The organism is Candidatus Mancarchaeum acidiphilum, from assembly GCF_002214165.1.
In the GTDB taxonomy this organism is placed as follows: Archaea; Micrarchaeota; Micrarchaeia; order Micrarchaeales; family Micrarchaeaceae; genus Mancarchaeum; species Mancarchaeum acidiphilum.
The window spans coordinates 564,721-589,513 of record NZ_CP019964.1; the positions used below are offsets into that span (position 1 = coordinate 564,721).

General features: G+C 39.2%; 25 protein-coding genes. 19 read left to right on the forward strand and 6 right to left on the reverse strand.

Annotation, left to right across the window (positions count from 1 at the left end; all coding sequences use genetic code 11):
• Positions 1-70: 70 nt before the first annotated feature.
• Complete coding sequence (locus Mia14_RS02975; protein ID WP_198539372.1) at positions 71-1,282, reverse strand: RNA-guided endonuclease InsQ/TnpB family protein; 1,212 nt, start codon at positions 1,280-1,282, stop codon at positions 71-73.
• Between the two features lie 118 nt (positions 1,283-1,400).
• Positions 1,401-1,676 (reverse strand): hypothetical protein, encoded by a 276-nt coding sequence (locus Mia14_RS02980; RefSeq protein WP_088820180.1) that lies wholly within the window; start codon positions 1,674-1,676, stop codon positions 1,401-1,403.
• 178 nt (positions 1,677-1,854) lie between these two features.
• On the opposite strand from Mia14_RS02980, the gene Mia14_RS02985 reads away from it, so the two are divergent.
• Entirely contained in the window at positions 1,855-3,384 is a 1,530-nt protein-coding gene (locus tag Mia14_RS02985; RefSeq protein ID WP_088820181.1) for a hypothetical protein, read from the forward strand.
• Positions 3,385-3,392: 8 nt separating this feature from the next.
• On the opposite strand, the gene Mia14_RS02990 is transcribed toward Mia14_RS02985, so the two are convergent.
• Complete coding sequence (locus Mia14_RS02990) at positions 3,393-3,974, reverse strand: alpha/beta fold hydrolase (protein ID WP_088820182.1); 582 nt, start codon at positions 3,972-3,974, stop codon at positions 3,393-3,395.
• A gap of 165 nt (positions 3,975-4,139) precedes the next feature.
• On the opposite strand from Mia14_RS02990, the gene Mia14_RS02995 reads away from it, so the two are divergent.
• Complete coding sequence (locus Mia14_RS02995) at positions 4,140-5,822, forward strand: B12-binding domain-containing radical SAM protein (protein WP_088820183.1); 1,683 nt, start codon at positions 4,140-4,142, stop codon at positions 5,820-5,822.
• A gap of 58 nt (positions 5,823-5,880) precedes the next feature.
• Here the strand turns inward: Mia14_RS02995 and Mia14_RS03000 are convergent, their stop codons facing one another.
• From Mia14_RS03000 to metG, 3 genes are all read right to left on the reverse strand, one after another.
• Positions 5,881-6,498: a hypothetical protein gene (locus tag Mia14_RS03000; protein ID WP_088820184.1), complete on the reverse strand. Its 618-nt coding sequence runs from the start codon at positions 6,496-6,498 to the stop codon at positions 5,881-5,883.
• Positions 6,499-6,646: 148 nt separating this feature from the next.
• The gene (gene asnS / locus Mia14_RS03005; RefSeq protein ID WP_088820185.1) at positions 6,647-7,954 is read right to left on the reverse strand and encodes an asparagine--tRNA ligase; all 1,308 of its coding nucleotides are present in this window, start codon (positions 7,952-7,954) and stop codon (positions 6,647-6,649) included.
• A 77-nt stretch (positions 7,955-8,031) separates the two neighbouring features.
• Positions 8,032-9,681 carry a methionine--tRNA ligase gene (gene metG / locus Mia14_RS03010; protein ID WP_088820186.1) on the reverse strand — a complete coding sequence of 550 codons (1,650 nt, stop codon included), beginning with the start codon at positions 9,679-9,681 and terminating at the stop codon, positions 8,032-8,034.
• A 120-nt stretch (positions 9,682-9,801) separates the two neighbouring features.
• On the opposite strand from metG, the gene Mia14_RS03015 reads away from it, so the two are divergent.
• The 17 genes from Mia14_RS03015 to Mia14_RS03095 all read left to right on the forward strand — a co-directional run bounded on the left by Mia14_RS03015 (position 9,802) and on the right by Mia14_RS03095 (position 24,772).
• Entirely contained in the window at positions 9,802-11,865 is a 2,064-nt protein-coding gene (locus tag Mia14_RS03015) for a minichromosome maintenance protein MCM (protein ID WP_088820187.1), read from the forward strand.
• Positions 11,866-11,876: 11 nt separating this feature from the next.
• Complete coding sequence (locus Mia14_RS03020) at positions 11,877-12,836, forward strand: presenilin family intramembrane aspartyl protease (protein ID WP_088820188.1); 960 nt, start codon at positions 11,877-11,879, stop codon at positions 12,834-12,836.
• 107 nt (positions 12,837-12,943) lie between these two features.
• Positions 12,944-13,354, forward strand: a complete 411-nt coding sequence (locus Mia14_RS03025) for an SPASM domain-containing protein (RefSeq protein ID WP_124216891.1) — start codon at positions 12,944-12,946, stop codon at positions 13,352-13,354.
• Between the two features lie 46 nt (positions 13,355-13,400).
• Entirely contained in the window at positions 13,401-14,648 is a 1,248-nt protein-coding gene (locus tag Mia14_RS03030) for an RNA-guided endonuclease InsQ/TnpB family protein (RefSeq protein WP_088820190.1), read from the forward strand.
• Positions 14,649-14,751: 103 nt separating this feature from the next.
• Positions 14,752-15,015 carry a hypothetical protein gene (locus Mia14_RS03035; protein WP_088820191.1) on the forward strand — a complete coding sequence of 88 codons (264 nt, stop codon included), beginning with the start codon at positions 14,752-14,754 and terminating at the stop codon, positions 15,013-15,015.
• A gap of 4 nt (positions 15,016-15,019) precedes the next feature.
• The gene (locus Mia14_RS03040; protein ID WP_088820192.1) at positions 15,020-16,255 is read left to right on the forward strand and encodes an SAM-dependent methyltransferase; all 1,236 of its coding nucleotides are present in this window, start codon (positions 15,020-15,022) and stop codon (positions 16,253-16,255) included.
• Positions 16,256-16,583: 328 nt separating this feature from the next.
• The gene (locus Mia14_RS03045) at positions 16,584-17,483 is read left to right on the forward strand and encodes a LamG-like jellyroll fold domain-containing protein (RefSeq protein ID WP_088820193.1); all 900 of its coding nucleotides are present in this window, start codon (positions 16,584-16,586) and stop codon (positions 17,481-17,483) included.
• 104 nt (positions 17,484-17,587) lie between these two features.
• Positions 17,588-18,850, forward strand: a complete 1,263-nt coding sequence (locus Mia14_RS03050) for an ATP-binding protein (RefSeq protein WP_088820194.1) — start codon at positions 17,588-17,590, stop codon at positions 18,848-18,850.
• A 60-nt stretch (positions 18,851-18,910) separates the two neighbouring features.
• Complete coding sequence (locus Mia14_RS03055; RefSeq protein WP_088820195.1) at positions 18,911-19,771, forward strand: LamG-like jellyroll fold domain-containing protein; 861 nt, start codon at positions 18,911-18,913, stop codon at positions 19,769-19,771.
• Between the two features lie 130 nt (positions 19,772-19,901).
• Complete coding sequence (locus tag Mia14_RS03060; RefSeq protein WP_088820196.1) at positions 19,902-20,402, forward strand: nucleotidyltransferase domain-containing protein; 501 nt, start codon at positions 19,902-19,904, stop codon at positions 20,400-20,402.
• Positions 20,403-20,404: 2 nt separating this feature from the next.
• Complete coding sequence (locus Mia14_RS03065; RefSeq protein WP_088820197.1) at positions 20,405-20,824, forward strand: DUF86 domain-containing protein; 420 nt, start codon at positions 20,405-20,407, stop codon at positions 20,822-20,824.
• A 60-nt stretch (positions 20,825-20,884) separates the two neighbouring features.
• Entirely contained in the window at positions 20,885-21,745 is an 861-nt protein-coding gene (locus Mia14_RS03070; RefSeq protein ID WP_088820198.1) for a LamG-like jellyroll fold domain-containing protein, read from the forward strand.
• 130 nt (positions 21,746-21,875) lie between these two features.
• Complete coding sequence (locus tag Mia14_RS03075; protein ID WP_088820196.1) at positions 21,876-22,376, forward strand: nucleotidyltransferase domain-containing protein; 501 nt, start codon at positions 21,876-21,878, stop codon at positions 22,374-22,376.
• Positions 22,377-22,378: 2 nt separating this feature from the next.
• Positions 22,379-22,798, forward strand: coding sequence for a DUF86 domain-containing protein (locus tag Mia14_RS03080; protein ID WP_088820197.1), 420 nt, complete (start codon positions 22,379-22,381; stop codon positions 22,796-22,798).
• Positions 22,799-22,858: 60 nt separating this feature from the next.
• Positions 22,859-23,719 (forward strand): LamG-like jellyroll fold domain-containing protein, encoded by an 861-nt coding sequence (locus Mia14_RS03085; protein ID WP_088820198.1) that lies wholly within the window; start codon positions 22,859-22,861, stop codon positions 23,717-23,719.
• Positions 23,720-23,849: 130 nt separating this feature from the next.
• The gene (locus Mia14_RS03090; protein ID WP_088820196.1) at positions 23,850-24,350 is read left to right on the forward strand and encodes a nucleotidyltransferase domain-containing protein; all 501 of its coding nucleotides are present in this window, start codon (positions 23,850-23,852) and stop codon (positions 24,348-24,350) included.
• 2 nt (positions 24,351-24,352) lie between these two features.
• The gene (locus tag Mia14_RS03095; RefSeq protein WP_088820197.1) at positions 24,353-24,772 is read left to right on the forward strand and encodes a DUF86 domain-containing protein; all 420 of its coding nucleotides are present in this window, start codon (positions 24,353-24,355) and stop codon (positions 24,770-24,772) included.
• Positions 24,773-24,793 lie beyond the last annotated feature (21 nt).

Sequence of the window (24,793 nt, forward strand, 5' to 3'; positions counted from 1 at the left end):
AAGTATATATTAATGTGACATCCTCCCACCTGTAAACAGTGTGGGCTTCCAGGGTGGTTATGATTTGTCGTCATGATGCCACCAATGTAGTTCCTGCTTCATAGGCAACTGCCCCCCTTGCGGAAGGTCTTATGTCGTCTCTGCAAGCTTGACTTCCCGAATGCCCTTCGGTAGTTGGACTGATAGAGTCCAAAGCCCTTTTGAGTATATTCTGTGCCGCATTCACATCCCTGTCCATTGACATCCCGCACTTTTCGCAGACGAATATCCTTTGGGATATCGACATGCTTTGCACATTGCCACATTTGCTGCATGTCATTGATGTATATTGAGGATTCACTTTCATTGCCACGCAACCAGCGCTTTCAGCCTTGTATTGCAGCAATTGTGTGAAATTTCCCCAAGAAGATTCACTTATCGATTTTGCGTATCTGTGGTTCTTCACCATATTGTTTATCTCTAAATCTTCGTACGCGATGAATGAATAAGAATTCACCAGTTCATTTGAAATCTTGTGGATGCAATCCAATCTTATCCTTGAAATGTGCTCTGAGTATCTTGCAAATCTTGCCACTGCCTTTCTTCTGTTGGATGATCCCTTCTCCTTCCTCGATATGTTTTGTTGAAGGACTCTTGAATGTTTCCTCTGGTGTTTTGTTATCTTTGCGTTTTGGAGTATTGTATTGTCCGAAAGCGCGACATATTGCATTATTCCTAAATCAATACCAATCTTCGGTTTACCGTTTGAAATGAATGGCTTGTCCTCCTTTTCAACAGCAATCGTGATGTACCATTCCTGTGATTTTGTCTTCTTTATATTTAATGTTTTTATCCTCCCTTCAATATTTCTGTGGTTCACGAAATTTATTCTCCCTACTTTTGAAAGTTCAACCTTCTTCTTCTCTATCTTGAAGCCATTGGTTTGGGGATATGTCAAGGATGATACGAACTTCTTGTATCTTGGAAATCCTGCCTTTACCTTCTTTCCTTGCCTCTTCTCCTTGCACCTCAAGAAGAAATGTTTGTATGCATCTGACACTCTTTTTGAGATATTCTGAAGCACCTGGGAATGGATTTCCGCAAATTCCGGTTTTTCCTTCTTTAATTTGGTTATCCAAACGTTCATCCTGAATTCCGTTAAGGTTTTTCCTGTCTTCTTGTAATATGACTTTGACTTTTCAAGAAGCAGGTTGTATAGTTCCTTTGAAAGATACATCTGTCTATTCAGAGTTCCCTTCTGTTCCTTTGAAGGATATGCACGATATTCGTATGCAGTTTTCATACAAAACATGTATATTTTATTATCTGTATTTATACATGTTGTGGTGGCTTATATCCCACCGCTGAAGCGTGTGGGTTTTACGCCAAATTTGATAATTCGTGAATTCACCTTTAAATTGTCAACTTCCTTTCCTTATGCTTAACATTATTTTATGGCTTCTTGGAAACTCGAATGCAAGAAGCTTCTTTATCTTCTTCTTAAGCTCCTCATCCGATATTGAAAACTTCGAGTTTTCAAACCCGTCTTCTTCAATTGCGAATCCCTCTTTGCCTTTTGTTATCCTTATAGTCCTGTCTTTCTTAAAGCTGGACAGTATGACGGACTCGCCTTCTTCAAGCTTCAATGCTTCGGAATAAACAGTCCTCTCCGCATTCCCAAATGCTATCCATCCCATGACCAAGCATCATTGACAATGGAGAATCCAAAAAATAAATATCTTTCTAAGAAGTGCAAAGATATTTTAAGCCCTAAAAAGGAAAAGCAGCCCTTGATTGGAAAGCTTAACCCTGATAAATCAAAAGGTTTTTTAAGTTCGGTATGCAAATTAGGATGTGCAATGCTGGCGGTTTGCAATGTTCAACCATAATAAAAAAGCAAAAAATTACAACGGCCTTGTGTTTGAGGCCGAGAAAACACCATATCCACTTTACGCAGCAGCAACACTATCAGCCGTGCTTGCAGTGCTTTTCCTTTCATATTTCATAATAATGAACAATGCGTTGATGATCCTGGCATCTTTGATCCTTTTCATAGCGTTGTCGTTCGTTATAATAGCGGAAGACGAGTACATGAATATCACGCTTGGACTTGCAATTGCATTCATATATGCGAGCAGCGCAGTATACTTCAACGTTCCAGAACTCGTATTGGTTTTCCTTATATCAGTCTATACATTGATCGTTATATTTGCAGGGTCCAAGATAAGGCTGAGCGCGAAGATTATATTGTTCATAGCCTTTGTGGTGCCTATGCTGATGTCCGCGCTAGGGTTTAATGCAGATGAGAACCTTACAATAAATGTAGGCATAATCGGGTATTACCTTCTAATAAGCCTAGCGATAGCGGTATCTATAAGATTCATCTTCAGTAAAGGAAAATCCAGGTTCCCAAACAAGCTGTCGTCATATTACAAATCCCTAAGCGGCACTCCGTTCTACATACTTGCTGCGATAATATGCCTGATACTGCTAGTGCTTCCAATATATCCGATGCAACCCTCGTTCAATCCATCCCTTCTGCCATACTCAACTTTGACACTAAATTCCTCGTCAAAAGCAAATTTTATATACCTTTACCTCAACCTGTCAAAATTCAAGCATTTCGAGGTTTATAATGCGAGCAGCATCGGATTTTACACCCTGTCTGGGAAGCCGATAGATGCGAATATAGCGAAATCGATAACAAACCTTTCGGCCGTGCCAGCAATGCTCAATATAAGCCCATCAAACACGACAATTAAAGTGATGTTCTTTGTCCCTAAAAATGAGTCGCATACAGTGCAGGATCTTGAGTCAACCAACAGGACCACAAATGCCGTATCAAGGATAAGCAACGCGAGCAGGTTCAGCTACCGCAATAAAACAATATCCTACAGCATTTACCAAAAAGTCAATTATACCAAATATGAGGGCATCGAAAAGTTCCAGAAATACTACACCTATGACAGCATATGTCAATCGGATTATCAGAATTCCTATGCATTCAAAGTCAATGGCAGCCATGCCTTCAGCCTGTTCCAGTTCAGCAACAGTTCATCTTTCGACAACGCTCTTATAAAATCAAAGAGCGACACATACAATGGCTATAACCAATCCTTCAGAAATTACTCAACCAAGCAGTTTTATAACGTAGCAAATGCCACCCTGCCTGTCTCCAACTGCACGGACTTTGCAATATTGACAAACAGCACACTGGATGTGGGCACAACTGTATATTATTATAGGTATGATGCCGCGATGGAGAACATAAGCACCGAGTTTCCATCCTACTGGTATGTGAACAAATCCTTTGTATCCGGAAGATATTCATTCCTGCCCGCCAGCCTCAATTACCTGTATAATGTTTATAAAACAGACACTATGAATTCAACCAAATCCAGCTGATTATAAATCTATCTCATCTGTTCCTTCAGAAAGTTTGCCACAATCGAGTTGAATTCATCGGGCTTGTCAAGGTAGCATGCGTGCCCTGCGCCTTTAAGTATCGCAAGCTTTACGTTCGAAGCGACGCTCCTAAAAGGTTTGGATATAGGGTCGTTGCCTCCCCATATACCTAAAATATCAATTCCATTGAGTTTGCCAAAGTCGACCGATTCATATACTGGATCTACAAGTATTAGCTTACGCAGCAGATGCGCATGCTTTTCCGCAAATTCCAATGCTATCCTGCCGCTTGCGCTTGCGCCAAGCAGAACCGCATTGGAATGCATTTTGTCCTTTATGAATTTTTCCAGCAGCCTTTCTATATCGTCCTGTGAAAGTTTGGCTTTATTTTCACTCTTCGGGAATCCCGGGACATCCAGTGAAAATACCTCATATCCAATCCCTTTCAGCTTTTCGACCAACCCTACATCTATCCATACCTGTGTACTGAAATTGTATCCATGCATCAGAAGTATTGCATCATTCCCTTCGGCCCCTGAATGAAAATATAATATCTCCTTATCGTCAAAAATAAATTTTTCTTTTTCCATGGACTCACTATACCATTATGGGTTCATAAAAATATAAACGGTTCCAATCAAATAAAATATCGGCATAGTTTAAAATTATACTAAATTTACCTATGAAATAACAAATAACTTAAAAATATATTTCATCAAATCCTTAAATTAGAAGGATTTTATAGAGATGAAACAATGGCGAAATTCGTACTGGTAGCAGATTCTACCCTAATCTACACATATCATGACTTTCCTTTGCTGGATTTCTTGCCAAGTGCACCAAAGAAGACAGTTCCATCAGGAGTTTACAATTTTTTGAAAGGAGAACATCCAAAGTACATGGACAATGGAGAACTTCTCGTGGCTCCATATTCGATAAGGAAGCTTGAAGCAAAGCTCCTTGAGAAGTATCCAAGGAAAGACGTAGCAGTCGTGGACGGCAACAATGCGGCAAAGTTTATTGATGCAAATACCGAAGTAATAGGGGTATCCACAATGGATCCATTTGGGATAGGGCCACTGACAATGTCCTATGCGGTGCTTTTTGGTGGCGATTTCTACGCATGGGTCAGGCGCGACTTCGAGATTCTGATAAACAAATTAAATGCAGCGAGGAAAGGCAAGAAGGCGAAGCTTGTGGTTGGAGGTCCGGGGGTTTGGGATTTCACGGTGCTTAAGGAGGAATTCGAAAAAATGAACATAGACTATGCGGTGCAGGGAGAGACTGACGATGTCCTTATAGACTTGTTTGAGCAGCTGACTGCAGGCCAGATAGACAAGTCAATGTTCAATACGGGATACCTGACATTCAACGACAAATTCCAGATGAGCTCCGTAAGCGATGAAAGATTTATATCAAGGAAATCATATGGCCATTATCCGCCTCTTGAAAAGATACCCGCTATAGTAAGGCCTTCAATAAAAGGGATGGTTGAGGTAATGAGGGGATGCGGAGTAGGATGTGATTTCTGCGAAGTGACATTAAGGCCTCTCAGATACCAGCCATTGGATTTCATAAAGAAGGAGATTGAAGTCAATATAAAATCAGGCACCACAAATAAGGCATGGCTGCATTCTGATGAGTTCTTCGGCTACAAGCATGGAAAGTTCTTTGAGCCAAACCAAGAGGCGTTGGTAGACCTTTTCACGCAGATAAAGCAGATGCCAGGGGTAAAGTATATGAATCCGACGCATGGAAGAATAGCGATACCCGCAGGATTCCCCGACCTGATAAAAAGGCTTTCGGAAATTGCGCAGGCAGGCCCGAGCAACTGGATAGGCCTGCAGGTTGGGCTTGAAACAGGGAGCGAGGAACTGGCAAAGAAGCATATGCCTGCGAAGACATTGCCTTTGAAAGTAGGCTCGGACGGCTCATGGCACGAGATAGTATGGAGGGGTGTGCAGACCTTCACAAAGTACTACTGGCGTCCAGCGTTTACTGTGCAGGTAGGCCAGGATGGAGAAACCGACGATGACAATTGGGAAACCGTCGCGCTCATAAACAAGCTAAGCAATTCGTACGTGGACGGCAGGCCATTCGAGTTCACTGTAACACCCATGGTAAATGTGCCTATGGGAAGGATAAAGTCGCATAGCCTCAACGAGGATGTGCTAAAGCCTTCGATGTTCGCAGTGTACTATGCAGCTTATAGGCACTTGAGGAAAATGGCATTGAGGGATGCACGCGCGGAATCAAAAGGAAATCCCCTTACGAGGATTGGCACCACGGCCGCAATGGACATAGGAAGTGGCATACTGCTTAACTATATAGGTAAGCTTGCAAAGAAGTCGGGAGTGGATCTTGAAAAGGCAAGCACCTATGGGCTCAGCGGAAACAAGGGGAAGATGATAGAATCCGTGTCGCAGATTGATGGGTGAAACCTTGTGCGGATAAGTTAATGCCCGTGCTCTTTTAATTTTGGTGGGTTCAGGAGGCTTAATTGACCGCTATCACCGCATTTGCGAGTTCGATCGAGTGGAATGGCCCTTTTGCAATTGATCCATTAATGGTGTAAATAGCCCATATGCTCCCAGAAACGAAAGAGCCGCTTTTGTTTGGTATTATAGTGGAGTAGCTTATAACATCAGAGTCAATAGAATATGAATCATTGAAAGTCGCATGCATTATGTAGCCGCTCTCCAAATCGCTGAATTCCGTGTCGTTGTTTACAATGCCATTCACTATCTCCCTTGCAAGCACCGATTTATCAGGATATGAATACAGGCTGCTCAAATTATTTGGCATAACCGATCCATTGGGAACAAAAGCGATTGTCGCAAATTTCCAATTTTTATTTGAAAGCTGCCCTAATGTTGCCAAGAATCCACCTGGATAGCTGCTTGGCATCGCGCATATGGCACCTTTCGCGGCAGTGCATGAGGTCTTGATGCTTGAAGAAGAAGGAATTGCGAGGGGATTGCCTTCATTGTTTATCCTAAATCCATTCAGGGCCAATAACGCTACAACAACAACCGCTATTATCATGACGAATATTATCGCCAGCCCATATTCTGCAATGGATTTTTCCCTCTTTTGCTCGCTTTTGGACACCATAAATATCGCTTTTCAATATGCACAGTCTACATGCGCATATGATATATAAATAAATTGTCCCAATATTCACAATCTTCAAAACGGTTATGTCAAAATCAGAAACAGAAAAAAGAATTAGGTAATGCAATTTTTGAGGTTCAAGCAGGAATCACGGGTAATTCCTGTTCATCATCCTTGGGTATGGTATCGCATCCCTTATGTGGTCCAATCCCATCATCCACTTTATCACTCTTTCCATCCCCATCCCAAATCCCGCATGGGGCACGGAGCCGTATCTTGCCAAGTCTATGTACCATTTATAGTTATCCATGTTGAACTTTACGCCTTTTGCCTTTTCAACTTGGCCGAACCTTTCCATAAGCTCGTCATACTTGTAGATCCTTTGGCTTGCTCCTATTATCTCCCCATTCCCATGTGGCGCCTGCATGTCAGCGCACAATACGGTCCTTTCATCTTTGGGGTTTACAGGCATGTAGAAAGGCTTCAGCTCTTTTGGCCAGTAGGTGATGAATATTGGTTTGTCTTCGTCTTCCGTGAGAAGCCTCTCCTCTTCAACACCGAAGTCGTCTCCCCACTTTAGGTCTTTGCCCTTGTCATTTAGGATCTCAAGTGCCTTCTCATATGTTACTCTCTTGAATGGGGGCTTTACTATCTTCAGCACCTCCTTGTCAATGCCAAGCTCCTTTAGGGATTCTTCATCATTGTCGACAACATGCTGTGCTATGTAGCTTACCAGGTTTTCCTGAAGCTCCATATTCATCCCTAAATCATAGTAAGCCATCTCCGGCTCAAGATGCCAGTATTCTGCAAGATGCTTTATAGTCCTTGATTTCTCAGCCCGGAACGAAGGGACAAAAGAATATACTTTCTCAAGGGAGTATATCATTGACTCGGAATAAAGCTGTGATGATTCGGTCAGGTAAGCTTTCTTCCCGTAGTAATCCAGCTCGAACATGTCCGCTCCGGTCTCTCCTCCCGAAGCCGTTATTATAGGAGGGGTTATTTCATAAAATCCCTGCTTGTCAAGCATCTCTCTTGTATACCTGAATATATGGGACCTGACCTTCATTATCTCCGTCATCTTCCTGCTCCTAAGCCAAAGATGCCTGTTGTCAAGAAGAAGCTCTGTGCTCTGGTATTCGGTTATAGGGAACGGCTCTGATAAGCTTACCAATTTCATGGATTTTCCGGTTATCTCGTATCCTGTCGGAGACCTGCTATCCTTCTTAAGCGTGCCAAATGCTTCAATGCTTGATTCTATAGTAGATTTCTCCGCATCGCTCCACGTTTCCGGACTTACGGAATCCTTCTTGATCGATATCTGGATTGTGCCACTACTGTCTCTTAGGATTATAAAAATGATACCTCCGCTTTCCCTTTTCCTATAAATCCATCCTCTTACAGAAACCTCTTTGCCTTCATAATCTTTCATTTCCGAAGCGTGTTGATATTCCATAAAGACCACTATACTTTATTTCGATAAACTATTTAAAAAACCCTTTGTAAAAAGGAAATTTGGACTCCTTTGCAAGGTCAATCAGAAAACATCTTGAGCTTTTCAATCTGCTCCTTGGTTGCCTTTTTGAATATGGGCTTTACCTCTTTGCTGTAATCCAGATTTATGCCAGCATCAAGCAAACCTAATTTGGGCTTGCCCGATATTCCAAAATAATCCAATATGTCACCGCTTGCCTTAGGCGTAAAAGGATATGAAAGAACGCCTATTGCGTACACCGTATAGATAAGGTTTCCCATGACCTCAGAAAACCTGTTCTTTACTTCAGTATCGGAAAGGTCCTTCTTCATCTTCCAGGGTTCGGATCCGCTTATAAGGCTGTTCCCCTCCTCTGCCAGGTCTATCAAATCGTGAAGGGCCTCCCTAAGGCTAATCGATTCAAAGTCGGACTTGTATTTTTCTATTATAGATTTTATTTTGCTTCCGTAATCTTTGGACATTTCTATCCTGCCTATGTGCTCTGAATTGGATTTTGCTATCGTCAAGACACGATTGACAAAATTTCCTATCTTGTCATTCATTATCTTGTCAACCACTTCAAGCAAAAGGTCTATTGAGAAATCCGCATCAGACGTTTCGGGAAGCCTGTATATCAAGGCGAACCTCAGGTAATCAGGATCCATCACACCAAGCGAATTCTCTACATTCATCCCTATGCCATTGCTCTTTGAGAATTTTAACCCTCTTGCCGTAAGGTACTCGTATGCTTTTATTGTGTATGGCAGCACAAGATTGTCCATTGAGCCTATAAGTATGCCCGGCCACATCATCGTATGGAACTCTATGTTGTCCTTGCCCATAAATTCAATGAGCTTTGTATCTTTTGATTTCCAGTACTGCTCCCATTTGCCTTCATCCCACTCCCTTGTTATCCCTATGTATCCTATCACTGCATCAAACCAGACATAAAACTTCTTGTCCTTAAAACCTTCCATAGGGACATCGAATCCCCAATCTATATTCCTTGTTATATCCCTTGGCTTCAATCCCTGTTCAAGATAGCTAAGAGGCTTGTTTATCGCGGTTATGCTCCAGTTGTTGCCCTTTCTGTCATCTATAAAATCCTTTATCTCCGGCTGCAGCTTTTTCAGGTCTATTGCCAGGTTCTTGGTCTCCTTGAATGATATGTCGGTGCCGCCGCATATCCTGCAGTGCGGCTTTATCAGGTCTGTAGGATTTAGAAGATGCCCGCAGTTTTCACATTGGTCTCCTCTTGCCTTTTCATATCCGCAGAATGGGCAGGTGCCTTCTATAAAGGTGTCAGCCAAGAAAAGCTTGTCGGTATTGCAGTATGGCTGTATATCAGTAACCTCTACTATAAAGCCATTTTTGTAAAGCTTGTCAAACAGCCAATATACGGTTTCTTTGTTCTTTTCCGAATCAGTCTTTCCGTAATAAGTGAAGGTGCATTCAAACCTTGCCATTGCCTCCTTTATCTTTTCATGTACCGATTCCGCCAGCTCCTTTGGGGTTATGCCTTTCTTTATTGCCTGTATCTCTATTGGGGTGCCGTGCTGGTCTGACCCGCATATGAATATCGCATCTTCGCCTTTCATATCTATGTACTTGTAGAATACGTCAGCAGGTAGTATCGACCCTACAAAGTTGCCTAAATGCGGCACCCCTTCTGCATAAGGGAGTGCCGAAGTGATTATATATTTTGACATGTCAATGCACTTGTAACAGTTAAACCATAAATACTTAAATAATAGAAATATAATAGAAATTGATTTTAATAAAATATAAAAACACAGCTGTGCAGATGCTATAAAATCACAGTGGTCAAAATGGCAGAACAACAAACCTCGTCTTTGAAATTGCTTTTCGATGAATTTCTTGAGTCCTATTACTCGGACGAGATTAAAGACATAATAATAAAATTCCCCAACAAGCGCAGCCTGCCAGTAAACATAAGTGACTTGGAGGAGTTTGATCCAGATACGGCAACAAACCTTATAGCGGATCCCGAAATCATAATCGATGCTGCAAACGAATCACTGATGGGAAAGCTTGCAGGTCTGAATTTTGATACTTATATACCGCACGTGCGTTTTTACAATCAGTCTATAAACACGCCAATGGTCCTTAATGTAGGTTCAGCTTACATAAACAAGTTTGTTTCTATAGACGCTTTGGTCGTCAAAAGATCTGATATAAGGCCAAAGATAAGGGACGCAGTATTCGTATGCACATTCTGCAATGCGAAGGTCAAGGCCAATCTAGAGAAAGAAGAGATACCCAAGGTATGCCCCGAGTGCAAGAAGCGCACGTTGAAGATAGTCCCCGAAGAGTCGTCATTTTTCAATTCCCAAAAGATAGCGGTCCAAGACCCTCTTGAAAGGCTTAGCGGCAGCATACCAACATGGCAACTGGAGGCATGGCTTGACGATGACCTTGTGAACATGGCGATTCCAGGAGACCGCATCGAGATTTCAGGGGTGCTTAAGATACGCCCCAGAAAGGATTCAAGAGGCAAAGTTGATCCAAGCATATATTCGATGTACTTAAACGTAACATCGTTGGAGACAAAGCAGAAGGAGTTCGCGGACATTGACATAAGCGAAGATGAAGAGAGGCAGATAAAGGAGCTGTCCAAGGACCCAGAAATATTCAACAAAGTAACCCAATCCGTAGCCCCTTCAATATACGGATATAATGAGATTAAGCAGGCGGTCGCATTGCAGCTTTTTGGGGGCACCCCCGGAAAGAAGCTCGTTGACGGAGGCCAGATAAGAAGCGACATGCATATACTGCTCATAGGAGACCCTGGAAGCGCTAAGACTAGGATACTGCAATCTGTATCAAGGCTGGTGCCAAAAGGCATATATGTAAGTGGAAAATCAGTGACAGGGGGAGGTTTGACAGCAGTTGCAGAGAGAGACGATTTTTCAGAGGGGGGATGGACCCTGAAAGCGGGGGCAATGGTGCTTGGCAATGGGGGGATAGTGGCCATAGACGAATTCGACAAGATAAGCGAAGAGGATACAGCGGCGCTTCACGAGGCTCTTGAATCCCAGACGATAAGCGTAGCAAAAGCAGGAATAATAGCTACTTTCAATGCAAAGGCGTCCGTTCTTGCTGCCGCAAACCCAAAGTTCGGAAGGTTCGATCCACACAAATACCCCGCGGAGCAGTTTGACATATCCCCGACATTGCTTTCAAGGTTCGACCTTATATTCCCAATAAGAGACATAATGGATACGGAGCTTGACAAGAGCATTGCGAATTACATACTTAATCAGCACGAGGCCGCAGGTGCAGCAATAGCAGATGTGGAAAGCTCGGTGGCAGCAGAGGAACCTCCAATAGAGCATTCACTGCTAAAGAAGTATATTGCCTACGCAAAGAGGTATGTGATGCCAAGGCTAAGCGAAGAAGCCTCAAACAGGATAAAAGAGTACTATGTGGACTTGAGGCGTGCAGGCTCAATGAAGGGTGCGACTCCTATAACCCCAAGGCAGATAGAGGGCCTGATCAGGATGGCAGAAGCAAGTGCGAAAAGCCAGCTTAGGGATGTGGTAAGCGTAAAAGATGCAAATCTGGCGATAAGCCTAAGCGAATACATGCTCAAGACATTGGCGGTTGACACGGAAGGGCGCACAGATATAGACACAATATTGACTGGAATGCCAAGGGAGAAGGTCGACAAGATAAACGTCATCCTTGATGCGGTGAAGAAGCTTGAAGAGATGGACGGTTCGGCAAAGATAGACAGGATATTCGAGGAGGTCGCCAAGCAGGGAGTGGACAAGAATACAGCCAACAAGTACATAAACGAGCTTGAGCAGAGCGGTGACATATTCAGCCCAAAGATGGGGATCATAAAGGTGGTTAGGCATGAAGAAGAGTAAAGGTGTTGTTTTTGAGTCTTAAGCTTATAGGTACAAGGCAATTTCTGCAGATTATAATAATGTTCATGATAGTGCAGTTCTTTGGGCTTTTCCTTGTGGCAATACAGTTCAACGGAATATCTGTGAGCGACATAACAGCAGCCAACGTTGTGAATACTCCGATTACAGCAATCTATTTCGTGATATATATAGTTATAGCGACTGCAATACTGCTGATTGTGCTTAAAGTATACCGCAACATTTTCAAGCTTCTTGAGCTTTTTGTTATATTCCTTACAGGTTTTTACTTCTTCATAGAACTCTTCTCGCCTTTTGAGGTAAGCACAACATCCCTTTACATTGGCATGGTCGTTGCAGGGCTGCTTGGGATAACCTTGATACTGCTGAAAAGGAAATGGCCGAATCTAAGGAACTCCGTGGCAATAATATCCGCAATAGGATTTGGCACAATATTGGGGATAGGATTCAGCTTTGAAATTGCTCTTGCGTTCATGGCCATAATGGCGGTATACGATTTCATATCGGTATTCGTGACCAAGCATATGCTTACATTAGCGAATACCGCGATAGAGAACAACCTCGCCCTGCTTGTTGATTCTACAGAAGTGGAAGCGGTGCCAAGGTCCGAATTATCCGCGGAGCAGCTGAAGGAATATGAGCAGAACGAGAAAGAGGCGTCAAAGAAAAGCAAAACCCACCTGTTTGAGGTATTCGACAAGCAGGGCTATGCAGAAGTTCCCACAAGCAGTGCTTTGGGTACTGGAGACATGATATTCCCTCTGATGGTTGCGGTATCCGCATTCAAGGTAAACTACAATTTCATACTTCCAATGTTCATAGTGATGGGTTCAATATTCGGAATGCTGTTCACAATGTTCCTATTGAACAGGTACAAGAGGGCCCTTCCGGCCATACCACCATTGCTTTTCGGAATACTGATATTCCTGCTAATATATCTATTGATATTCTGAGTGTTAGACTAAAACCTGCAAAATAATCTCATAAATTCATAAATAAAGTAATGAAACAATTTCATCTGCTTAAAAAACGATAATGCAAAAGAAACAATATTAAGAAGTTGCCAGAATATCCTAAAATACTATCCTCATATAATATCAATAAGTGGGATCTGAGCCTGCTATTGCCTAAAGAGGGTTTAGAAAATTACAAATCATTAACCGATGGAATAGAAAACGGTCTAGATGAAAAGACCCTAAATAATATTCTCGAAAAAGCTAAAGAATATGGTATTACTACATCTTTAGGAGATACCAAACCACAAAGCACGGGGCATCAGATATTCGAATGCGGTGCTGGATTACATTTTATGTCGATTCAAGCTGATCTAACTGCTTATCCCTGCCCATTATTACCATATACACGGTTCAAAAATCTTTATGGTTTTAGCATACATAAACTGGAGGAGGCAAGAGATATATGGGAGTCTAATCAATTTAACAAAGTGAGCGGGAAATCCCACACGCTTTAGCGGTGGGATGAAAGCGAACTGCTGAATAAAGTAAAGGTGTATAAATATGAATGGTTATACAAACAACATGGATTCCACAAGAGCCTATAAATTCAGGATCTATCCAGATACTAAAAGGCAGAATGAGATAGATGAAAGGCTAATACTTGCGCAGCAGTTCTACAACAGGATTCTTGAGAAGTCAATCGCATCCTACCAGAACGGAAAGAGAAAAGTCTCGATGGCACAGTTCAACAGGTTCATCAAAGAAATAATCCAAGAAGACAAGAAATACCTGAAACTATACTCGCAGACGAGATGCGAGATTGAATATAGGCTTCTCAAGGCATATCAAAACTTCTTCAGGAGAATCAAGGAAGGAAACAGGAAGGCAGGATTCCCGAGATTCAGGTCAAGGGACAGGTACAAGTCAATAACATATCCTCAGTACAATGGCTCTTTCTCGATAAAGAGGGGCAGGCTGAGAGTCTCAAGGATAGGCACAATGAGGATAGAATTGCATAGGAAGATTGAAGGCACAATAAAGACGCTTGCGATAAAGAGAGAGGGAAGAAATTATTATGCTGTTCTTACCACACTAAACGAAATCAAAACCCCACAAGTGGAGGACACAAATCCAATCGGAATAGACATGGGATTGAATTCATTCGTTGCAATGTCAGATGGAACAAAAATAGAAAAGCCGAAATTCATGCAACAGGAAAGAAAGAGGATTGCGCGTTGGCAGAGAATAGTCGCACGAAGAAACAAAGGTTCAAAGAGAAGGGGGAAGGCAAAAATACATCTCCAAAATACATACGAATATTCGACAAACCAGTCGGACGACTACTTGCATAAACTGTCAGATAAACTCGTAAATTCAGGATATACCTCATTCGCAGTAGAGAAACTCAACATTCAGAATATGGTAAAGAATCATAGATTAGCAGGTTCGATACAAAACGTTTCATGGAACAGGTTCATCCAAATGCTCTCATACAAGGCTGAAAGTGCTGGTATGAAAGTAATAAAAGTAGATTCAAGGGACACGACGCAGGAATGCAGCAACTGCCACCATATAAAGGAAGGCAGTGAAAGGTTGACTTTAGGAGACAGGTTATACCGCTGCAACGTCTGCGGACTGGAAATTGACAGAGATATAAATGCATCAATAAACATATTGCACAGAGCAACTACCCTCGGACAGAGGGAAAGTCACGCTCGGGGAGAGAGTGTAAGGCCTCAAAGGGAGGCAGTTCTCGCTGAACTGAGAACCGATAAAACACATCCTTTGCGGGATGTGGTGTTTGTATGACGTAGAGGAAGCCCACACCGTTTACGGGTGGGAGGATGTCACATGATATAAATAATCCTTATGAAAATATTCCTTCTTGCTATGTCTCTAGATAGGTGTACAAATGAATTATAATCAATTAATAATAAAGAAACGGGAGGATATGGGCAAAATATACATATTTTTCCCACATAAAGGTACTATATTAGAAACAGAATGTAATGATGTAAATGCAGTATATAATTTATTGGAATATATTAAAAATAAGCATATCAATGAATTAGAAAATTTCAGCAAAGACAAAAGGATATCAAAAGAAACACTTGACACTGTGAAAGAAATTTACTTAGACCTAAAGGATATAGGCATAAATTTTAATACCCTGTGATTTAATGAACAAAGTAAAAATAGCGAACCACACAATGATTGAAAATACAGAAGACAAAAGCTATCTGATTTTTGTGGACCATCGGTTTAGTAAAATGGCTGAAAAGGCAATTAAATTTGTTTTGCCTCAATGCCAGCTTAAACCATATGAGCTGAATAATAACAGCGATTTCAATACTGTTTTCTTCAAATTAGAAATCAAAAATACATCTGATGATATCCCCAAAATGATTAAGAAATCTGCCTCATCTTTCGTTGATTTTGTAATGCCAGTAGATTCAATAATTGACATAGGTAATTCCATCAAATATGAAAAGATTGAAGATGTCATACGCAAGATTATTGACAATTGTGGATATGCATCATTCAAGATAGAAGTGAAGAAAGTAGATCACAAACTTGACGAAACGGCCAAGTCTATTGAAGTGCATTTAGGTGGAGACCTCGAGAAATTAGGGTATAAAGCAGATCTTAAAACCCCTAAAGTAATGATGTATGCAATACTGCTCAATACATCTGTAGTAATTGGCCATGTTGATACCAGCATGCAAAAAGATTATATACTAGACTTATTTAGGCAGTCAAGTAAAGAAAAAATTGAAAAGCTTAATAGGGCGGAATTCAAAATAGAAGAAGCGGCAAAGTTCTTTGATATTGATTTAAGCAAGTGCCATATTGGTTTAGATATAGGTGCTGCACCAGGTGGTTGGACCCATTATCTGTCCCAGAAAGGGGTAAGAATGGTTGCTGTTGACAAAGCTCTATTAAACTACAAAAAAATGGGGGATAAAAAGGTCCTGATTCTGGCTGATGAAATAGACACACCAAAAATCAAGGAGATAATAAAGACAGAAAATCTAGCCAACACCATCTCGGTCGAAAGCATTGTTAATGAAAGCATAGATTTTAAGAACTATGACATAATCCACATAAAAGCCAACATGGAGCCGAATGACAGGCTTGAGCTGCTAAAGAAGTTTGGCAAATTTGACCTATTAGCTATAGATACAAATACGTCACCATTAGAAAGCACGACAATTGTAAACTCTTTAGCTGGATTGCTGAATCCAGAAGCATCATTGGTAATGACAGCCAAATTGGTTACAAGAAATTTTAACAAGCACGTTTCTACCGTTGAGGCAGAACTTTCTAAAAATTACAAGAGCATAAAATTAAAGAAATTGCCTCATAATAGGAGGGAGTTTACCGTACACGGGGTCTACAAAGGAAATGGCAAATAGAACTTCAGATAGCTATAAATGCGATTTAGTCAAAATTCATGGCCTTCCGGCATCTCTACAAAACCAATTTAGTTTACCTTAACTAAATTTATATTGTCATAGTGCAGCTCTCACTAAATATATATATCGCACCATATTCCAAACTATAAGGGAACTTTTAACCAAAAGCTAAATCGCCATTTTTACCATGCTCTTGCATAAGCAGGAACCTTCCGTGTTTTATATTTTTAAGTCACATCTTTATCCAATCACCAAGAATAATATTGGCAGGTTTTTACTATCGAAAGATAAATATTTAAGAATCTGACTTCGTAAGTAATATGATACAATGAAGTCCCAATCCGCAATGGAATACCTGATGACATACGGATGGGCAATCCTCATAATTGCAATCGTACTTGCTGCATTATACTCTATAGGAATCTTCAACCCAAACACATTTGCCCCAAAAGCATCTGCAGGATCATGCGAGGTTGTCAGGCCTTCAGGTCCAGGGACGACTAGCGATCTGGGCCTTGAGGGGACATGCACCAACATGCTTCCAAAATACGTCAGCGTTTTCAATGGCCAAAATATATATGCAAATGCTAATTTAAGCAGGGTATTTAAGGACGAAGGGCAGCCTTTCACTATAACTATATGGCGATATAATGAAAAAGGGACAGATTGCGAGGATAGTGAATTGAGGTTAACCTCAAATGGTCATTCATTATTTAGAGCTGGGTTATCAGGAACCGGTGGACTTGATAGTTTTCCTGCAAATGATGAAGAAATGTTTGAACTTTGGAATAATAGCGGTTCACAGTATAATTACTTCGGAAATAAAAGCACAAACTTAAACACGTGGTACTTTTTGACATTTACATATAATGGAAGCTATGTAAAAGCATATATTGACGGAAATCCGGATTTGAACGAAGACTTTGGCAAGACTAACACCGGAGGAAATATAATCAGGTTCGGCACAGATTTAGGCACTGGGTGCAATGATTTATTTGACGGGATGATGGCAAATGTGCAGATATACAATACGGCCTTATCCACCGGCCAAGTGGAACATCTTTACCAGGAAGGTATAGGCGGAGACCCTATTGATCTCACGCATCTTGTCGGATGGTGGCCGTTTAATGGCAATGCGAATGACTATTCTGGAAATGATTATGATGGTAAAGTATCCGGTACAATAGGTTATTCCTCAACCTGGTATACGGCATACTCTGCACCATAAACCAATTAAATTAACATTTTGATAAACTGCTAATTGACAAAAATGTAAAAATAGTCAATTAGTAATAGTTTATTTTAAATATTTTAGCATTTATAATTATATGTATGAACATCGAGAACGCTATACTAAGGTATAAAGATTATGGCAAAGGCGTAAAGTTGATAGATAGAGATGCAACTTTATCAAAAGCCAATTTTATTAACTCCCTAATTGGTCCTAGAAGAGCAGGTAAAAGTTCAATAATGCTATTGTATATGAATGAACTGCGCAAAGAAAACAAAAAAGTCATTTTTATAAATGGCGAAGATATAGATTTTGAAGGCTTGACTGTAGAGGGTTTAGATAAAATAGAAATTGAGATAAGGCGCATATACGATATAAGTTCACAAGAAAAAGTATACTTGTTCATAGACGAGATTCAAAATTTTCCTTATTGGTCAAAATGGGTAAGGACATTGTTTGATGAAAATTATTATAATCTAATTATATCTGGATCAACTTCGGAATTATCGGGAGAACAATTGCCAATACAACTCAGGGGAAGATCAATAGAAACATTAGTGCTGCCTTTTTCTTTCAAGGAATACTGCAAAGCAAAGCATATAAATTATGAAAAATATATGAATTTTGAGGATACTGCGTCAATATTAAATGCATTTTCAGATTTTATGCTATATGGAGGATATCCCGAGGTTGTAAAATCAGATGATACCGAATTCAAGAAACAGATACTATCAAACATATATACTATGGTCATGCAAAAAGATCTCATAGATAAATATAATATAAGGAAAAAAGCGGAATTTAGATTGTTCACAAATTCATTATTTGCATCTGCATGCAGAAATTTTTCAATAGAAAATATGCTGAAATTTTTAAGCAGTAAGGAATTAAATATTAGTAGACAAGCAGCCTTGAACTACCTAGACTATTCAGAGTCTGTATTTTTAATACATCTAATTTACCCGTATTCTAAAAAGCTAAAGGTGCGCCTTACCAACCCCCGCATCTATCCAATTGATCAGGGCATCATGAGATTATTTACCAATGATGATGGGAAATCACTAGAAGATATAGCATTCATAGAGTTGTTCAGGAGAAAGGAAAATGTAATGTATTACAAGTCAAATAAAAGCGATGTTGATTTCGCCGTTGTAGAAAGTGACGAGATAAAAGAACTGATACAGGTTAGCTATTCTATAGATGAACCTAATGCTTATATTAGGGAGACAGATTCATTGAAAAATGCGTCCAAAGAAACAGGGTGCACAAACTTAAAGATTCTAACTTTTAATGAAGAGAGTGTAATAAAGATAGAAAATTTATCAATCAATGTTATCCCTGTATGGAAATGGCTTTTGAGTTAACTCTTCTGTAATCCTATGTATAATGTTTATAAATTTTTATAACAAAACAATTCTGATATAATGAAGTCCCAATCCGCAATGGAATACCTGATGACATACGGATGGGCGATCCTTGTCATTGCAATTGTCCTTGCAGCACTTTATTCTTTAGGTATATTCAATCCAAGCACATTTGCTCCAAAAGCATCCGCAGGTTCCTGCGAGGTTGTACGACCTTTCGGTCCAACCACAAGTACTGATGTTCATCTTGAGGGAACGTGCACCAACATGCTTCCTAAATATGTTGCAAGTTTCAATGGAGCTGATAGTGGCATAACAATAAGTTCACCATCTGAATTTCCTGCCAGTTCTGAGCCAGGAATAAGTATTTTTGTTTGGATAAAAACAACAAGATCTAGCGAGGGTGTGTTTGAGTACTATTCCCCGTCAAACAATATATGTGAAGGTAGTGTAAGATTAGAAGTATCCCCTAAACTACAAGCAGATTTTTCATGTGATGCTATATCTAATGGACCAGTGTTAGACAACAACACTTGGAATTTTGTTGGTTGGACTCTTAAGAGCGGTACATCTAAGGTAATACTTTATGTAAATGGAATACCATATGGTCCATATCAAATTACCCCAATCAACGTTCCCACAACTGGCTTAGAAGGGTTAATAGGTGCTCCATATCCTGGTTGGCCATATTATTATGGTTCAATGTCAAATGTTCAACTTTACAACACAGCTCTTTCATCAAATCAAATTACTGCTCTTTACGATGAAGGTATCGGAGGTGATCCAATTGATTTACAAAATCTTGTTGGCTGGTGGCCACTTAATGGCAATTCAAACGACTATTCTGGGAATAATAACAACGGAAAAGCAACAAATATCGCATATTCATCAACTTGGTACAGAACATATTCCGCACCTTAATTAATCAGAAAATTAAATCCAATAAAGTTTCGATTAATGGTACTGCCAAATAATTTTCAATATTCAATTATAGTACTCACGGAATTCAATTAATAAGGTATAAATATCTTTATCCATAAATATCTTTAATATGAACACTAAAGTTTATATTGACGATAAATTAGCCGAAAAGTGGAAAGAGCTAGCAATGAAACGCTTTGGGTATGGTAGAGGCTCAATAAGCAAAGCTGCGGAGGAAGCTCTATCAATGTGGGTAGAGAAAGAGCAAATAGTAACAACCGCATTTGAAAAGCTTAAAGAAGCCGCAATAGGTGAAAAGAATATATTAGCACTTCTTCTATTTGGAAGCTATGCAAGAAAAGAACCTTATCATGATATTGATATTGCAATAGTAATCGAAAGTAATGCAGATAAACTAAAAGTCTTATCTATTATTGAAAGTTCTGTACCTGAAGAACCCAGATTTGATTTTTCCATATTCAACGATATGCCAATGAATATGAAAAGCAGAGTACTCAACGAATGTATAGTGATATACAACAGAAAGGATTATGATCTAAAAGAGGTAAGTTCTGATATAATAATCAAATGGTCCGATATAAAGCCTATTATTGATTCTGCACTGGTGTAAGCATGATTGATACGGAGCGTATTGTTAGAAGACTTGCAGATATAAAGCATTATTCTAATGTATTAAGCAAAATAGTTCCCAACAATTATGATGATTATATAAAATCGGACATCACCACCAAGGCTGCTGTTGAAAGATATTTACAACTAATAAATGATTTGGAGTTGGAGGTACTTGTACTCGCATACAAAGGTCTTGATTTAGGCATATCTGGAGGTGATGATTCACTTGTAAATAAATTTAACGATCTACTCAGTAAAAAAGCAATAGAGGGATTTAAAAAAAGAAGATCGCTGAGAAACATATTAGTACACGCTTATTTTGAAATGCATTACGACAAGGACACTTTCAATCAGGCAAACGATCTCAGCGATATTAAAGATTTTGTAAAAGGCATAAGATTAATTTTGGAAAAGCAATAATTTAATTCACAAAACAAAATTAAAGTTTAAATAATTTTATAACATAACAATTCTGATATAATGAAGTCCCAATCCGCAATGGAATACCTGATGACATACGGATGGGCAATCCTTGTCATTGCGGTTGTTCTTGCAGCATTATACTCTTTAGGTATATTCAATCCAAGCACATTTGCTCCAAAAGCATCCGCAGGTTCCTGCGAGGTTGTACGACCTTTCGGTCCAACTACAACAACGGATGTTCATCTTGAGGGAACGTGCACCAACATGCTTCCTAAATATGTTGCAAGTTTCAATGGAGCTGATAGTGGCATAACAATAAGTTCACCATCTGAATTTCCTGCCAGTTCTGAGCCAGGAATAAGTATTTTTGTTTGGATAAAAACAACAAGATCTAGCGAGGGTGTGTTTGAGTACTATTCCCCGTCAAACAATATATGTGAAGGTAGTGTAAGATTAGAAGTATCCCCTAAACTACAAGCAGATTTTTCATGTGATGCTATATCTAATGGACCAGTGTTAGACAACAACACTTGGAATTTTGTTGGTTGGACTCTTAAGAGCGGTACATCTAAGGTAATACTTTATGTAAATGGAATACCATATGGTCCATATCAAATTACCCCAATCAACGTTCCCACAACTGGCTTAGAAGGGTTAATAGGTGCTCCATATCCTGGTTGGCCATATTATTATGGTTCAATGTCAAATGTTCAACTTTACAACACAGCTCTTTCATCAAATCAAATTACTGCTCTTTACGATGAAGGTATCGGAGGTGATCCAATTGATTTACAAAATCTTGTTGGCTGGTGGCCACTTAATGGCAATTCAAACGACTATTCTGGGAATAATAACAACGGAAAAGCAACAAATATCGCATATTCATCAACTTGGTACAGAACATATTCCGCACCTTAATTAATCAGAAAATTAAATCCAATAAAGTTTCGATTAATGGTACTGCCAAATAATTTTCAATATTCAATTATAGTACTCACGGAATTCAATTAATAAGGTATAAATATCTTTATCCATAAATATCTTTAATATGAACACTAAAGTTTATATTGACGATAAATTAGCCGAAAAGTGGAAAGAGCTAGCAATGAAACGCTTTGGGTATGGTAGAGGCTCAATAAGCAAAGCTGCGGAGGAAGCTCTATCAATGTGGGTAGAGAAAGAGCAAATAGTAACAACCGCATTTGAAAAGCTTAAAGAAGCCGCAATAGGTGAAAAGAATATATTAGCACTTCTTCTATTTGGAAGCTATGCAAGAAAAGAACCTTATCATGATATTGATATTGCAATAGTAATCGAAAGTAATGCAGATAAACTAAAAGTCTTATCTATTATTGAAAGTTCTGTACCTGAAGAACCCAGATTTGATTTTTCCATATTCAACGATATGCCAATGAATATGAAAAGCAGAGTACTCAACGAATGTATAGTGATATACAACAGAAAGGATTATGATCTAAAAGAGGTAAGTTCTGATATAATAATCAAATGGTCCGATATAAAGCCTATTATTGATTCTGCACTGGTGTAAGCATGATTGATACGGAGCGTATTGTTAGAAGACTTGCAGATATAAAGCATTATTCTAATGTATTAAGCAAAATAGTTCCCAACAATTATGATGATTATATAAAATCGGACATCACCACCAAGGCTGCTGTTGAAAGATATTTACAACTAATAAATGATTTGGAGTTGGAGGTACTTGTACTCGCATACAAAGGTCTTGATTTAGGCATATCTGGAGGTGATGATTCACTTGTAAATAAATTTAACGATCTACTCAGTAAAAAAGCAATAGAGGGATTTAAAAAAAGAAGATCGCTGAGAAACATATTAGTACACGCTTATTTTGAAATGCATTACGACAAGGACACTTTCAATCAGGCAAACGATCTCAGCGATATTAAAGATTTTGTAAAAGGCATAAGATTAATTTTGGAAAAGCAATAATTTAATTCACAAAACAAAATTAAAGTTTAAATAATTTTATAACATAACAATTCTGATATAATGAAGTCCCAATCCGCAATGGAATACCTGATGACATACGGATGGGCAATCCTTGTCATTGCGGTTGTTCTTGCAGCATTATACTCTTTAGGTATATTCAATCCAAGCACATTTGCTCCAAAAGCATCCGCAGGTTCCTGCGAGGTTGTACGACCTTTCGGTCCAACTACAACAACGGATGTTCATCTTGAGGGAACGTGCACCAACATGCTTCCTAAATATGTTGCAAGTTTCAATGGAGCTGATAGTGGCATAACAATAAGTTCACCATCTGAATTTCCTGCCAGTTCTGAGCCAGGAATAAGTATTTTTGTTTGGATAAAAACAACAAGATCTAGCGAGGGTGTGTTTGAGTACTATTCCCCGTCAAACAATATATGTGAAGGTAGTGTAAGATTAGAAGTATCCCCTAAACTACAAGCAGATTTTTCATGTGATGCTATATCTAATGGACCAGTGTTAGACAACAACACTTGGAATTTTGTTGGTTGGACTCTTAAGAGCGGTACATCTAAGGTAATACTTTATGTAAATGGAATACCATATGGTCCATATCAAATTACCCCAATCAACGTTCCCACAACTGGCTTAGAAGGGTTAATAGGTGCTCCATATCCTGGTTGGCCATATTATTATGGTTCAATGTCAAATGTTCAACTTTACAACACAGCTCTTTCATCAAATCAAATTACTGCTCTTTACGATGAAGGTATCGGAGGTGATCCAATTGATTTACAAAATCTTGTTGGCTGGTGGCCACTTAATGGCAATTCAAACGACTATTCTGGGAATAATAACAACGGAAAAGCAACAAATATCGCATATTCATCAACTTGGTACAGAACATATTCCGCACCTTAATTAATCAGAAAATTAAATCCAATAAAGTTTCGATTAATGGTACTGCCAAATAATTTTCAATATTCAATTATAGTACTCACGGAATTCAATTAATAAGGTATAAATATCTTTATCCATAAATATCTTTAATATGAACACTAAAGTTTATATTGACGATAAATTAGCCGAAAAGTGGAAAGAGCTAGCAATGAAACGCTTTGGGTATGGTAGAGGCTCAATAAGCAAAGCTGCGGAGGAAGCTCTATCAATGTGGGTAGAGAAAGAGCAAATAGTAACAACCGCATTTGAAAAGCTTAAAGAAGCCGCAATAGGTGAAAAGAATATATTAGCACTTCTTCTATTTGGAAGCTATGCAAGAAAAGAACCTTATCATGATATTGATATTGCAATAGTAATCGAAAGTAATGCAGATAAACTAAAAGTCTTATCTATTATTGAAAGTTCTGTACCTGAAGAACCCAGATTTGATTTTTCCATATTCAACGATATGCCAATGAATATGAAAAGCAGAGTACTCAACGAATGTATAGTGATATACAACAGAAAGGATTATGATCTAAAAGAGGTAAGTTCTGATATAATAATCAAATGGTCCGATATAAAGCCTATTATTGATTCTGCACTGGTGTAAGCATGATTGATACGGAGCGTATTGTTAGAAGACTTGCAGATATAAAGCATTATTCTAATGTATTAAGCAAAATAGTTCCCAACAATTATGATGATTATATAAAATCGGACATCACCACCAAGGCTGCTGTTGAAAGATATTTACAACTAATAAATGATTTGGAGTTGGAGGTACTTGTACTCGCATACAAAGGTCTTGATTTAGGCATATCTGGAGGTGATGATTCACTTGTAAATAAATTTAACGATCTACTCAGTAAAAAAGCAATAGAGGGATTTAAAAAAAGAAGATCGCTGAGAAACATATTAGTACACGCTTATTTTGAAATGCATTACGACAAGGACACTTTCAATCAGGCAAACGATCTCAGCGATATTAAAGATTTTGTAAAAGGCATAAGATTAATTTTGGAAAAGCAATAATTTAATTCACAAAACAAAATT

Excerpts from the sequence above, each read along its gene's own strand:
- Mia14_RS03080 (WP_088820197.1), top strand. The coding sequence starts at position 22,379 with ATGATTGATACGGAGCGTATTGTTAGAAGACTTGCAGATATAAAGCAT.
- Mia14_RS02980 (WP_088820180.1), bottom strand. The coding sequence starts at position 1,676 with ATGGGATGGATAGCATTTGGGAATGCGGAGAGGACTGTTTATTCCGAA.
- Mia14_RS03075 (WP_088820196.1), top strand. The coding sequence starts at position 21,876 with ATGAACACTAAAGTTTATATTGACGATAAATTAGCCGAAAAGTGGAAA.
- Mia14_RS03060 (WP_088820196.1), top strand. The coding sequence starts at position 19,902 with ATGAACACTAAAGTTTATATTGACGATAAATTAGCCGAAAAGTGGAAA.
- Mia14_RS03040 (WP_088820192.1), top strand. The coding sequence starts at position 15,020 with ATGAACAAAGTAAAAATAGCGAACCACACAATGATTGAAAATACAGAA.
- Mia14_RS02975 (WP_198539372.1), bottom strand. The coding sequence starts at position 1,282 with ATGAAAACTGCATACGAATATCGTGCATATCCTTCAAAGGAACAGAAG.
- Mia14_RS02985 (WP_088820181.1), top strand. The coding sequence starts at position 1,855 with ATGTTCAACCATAATAAAAAAGCAAAAAATTACAACGGCCTTGTGTTT.
- Mia14_RS03050 (WP_088820194.1), top strand. The coding sequence starts at position 17,588 with ATGAACATCGAGAACGCTATACTAAGGTATAAAGATTATGGCAAAGGC.
- Mia14_RS03055 (WP_088820195.1), top strand. The coding sequence starts at position 18,911 with ATGAAGTCCCAATCCGCAATGGAATACCTGATGACATACGGATGGGCG.
- asnS (WP_088820185.1), bottom strand. The coding sequence starts at position 7,954 with ATGGAATATCAACACGCTTCGGAAATGAAAGATTATGAAGGCAAAGAG.
- Mia14_RS03085 (WP_088820198.1), top strand. The coding sequence starts at position 22,859 with ATGAAGTCCCAATCCGCAATGGAATACCTGATGACATACGGATGGGCA.
- Mia14_RS03095 (WP_088820197.1), top strand. The coding sequence starts at position 24,353 with ATGATTGATACGGAGCGTATTGTTAGAAGACTTGCAGATATAAAGCAT.
- Mia14_RS03065 (WP_088820197.1), top strand. The coding sequence starts at position 20,405 with ATGATTGATACGGAGCGTATTGTTAGAAGACTTGCAGATATAAAGCAT.
- Mia14_RS03070 (WP_088820198.1), top strand. The coding sequence starts at position 20,885 with ATGAAGTCCCAATCCGCAATGGAATACCTGATGACATACGGATGGGCA.
- Mia14_RS03090 (WP_088820196.1), top strand. The coding sequence starts at position 23,850 with ATGAACACTAAAGTTTATATTGACGATAAATTAGCCGAAAAGTGGAAA.
- Mia14_RS03015 (WP_088820187.1), top strand. The coding sequence starts at position 9,802 with ATGGCAGAACAACAAACCTCGTCTTTGAAATTGCTTTTCGATGAATTT.
- Mia14_RS03035 (WP_088820191.1), top strand. The coding sequence starts at position 14,752 with ATGAATTATAATCAATTAATAATAAAGAAACGGGAGGATATGGGCAAA.
- Mia14_RS03045 (WP_088820193.1), top strand. The coding sequence starts at position 16,584 with ATGAAGTCCCAATCCGCAATGGAATACCTGATGACATACGGATGGGCA.
- Mia14_RS02995 (WP_088820183.1), top strand. The coding sequence starts at position 4,140 with ATGGCGAAATTCGTACTGGTAGCAGATTCTACCCTAATCTACACATAT.
- Mia14_RS03030 (WP_088820190.1), top strand. The coding sequence starts at position 13,401 with ATGAATGGTTATACAAACAACATGGATTCCACAAGAGCCTATAAATTC.
- Mia14_RS03000 (WP_088820184.1), bottom strand. The coding sequence starts at position 6,498 with ATGGTGTCCAAAAGCGAGCAAAAGAGGGAAAAATCCATTGCAGAATAT.
- Mia14_RS02990 (WP_088820182.1), bottom strand. The coding sequence starts at position 3,974 with ATGGAAAAAGAAAAATTTATTTTTGACGATAAGGAGATATTATATTTT.
- metG (WP_088820186.1), bottom strand. The coding sequence starts at position 9,681 with ATGTCAAAATATATAATCACTTCGGCACTCCCTTATGCAGAAGGGGTG.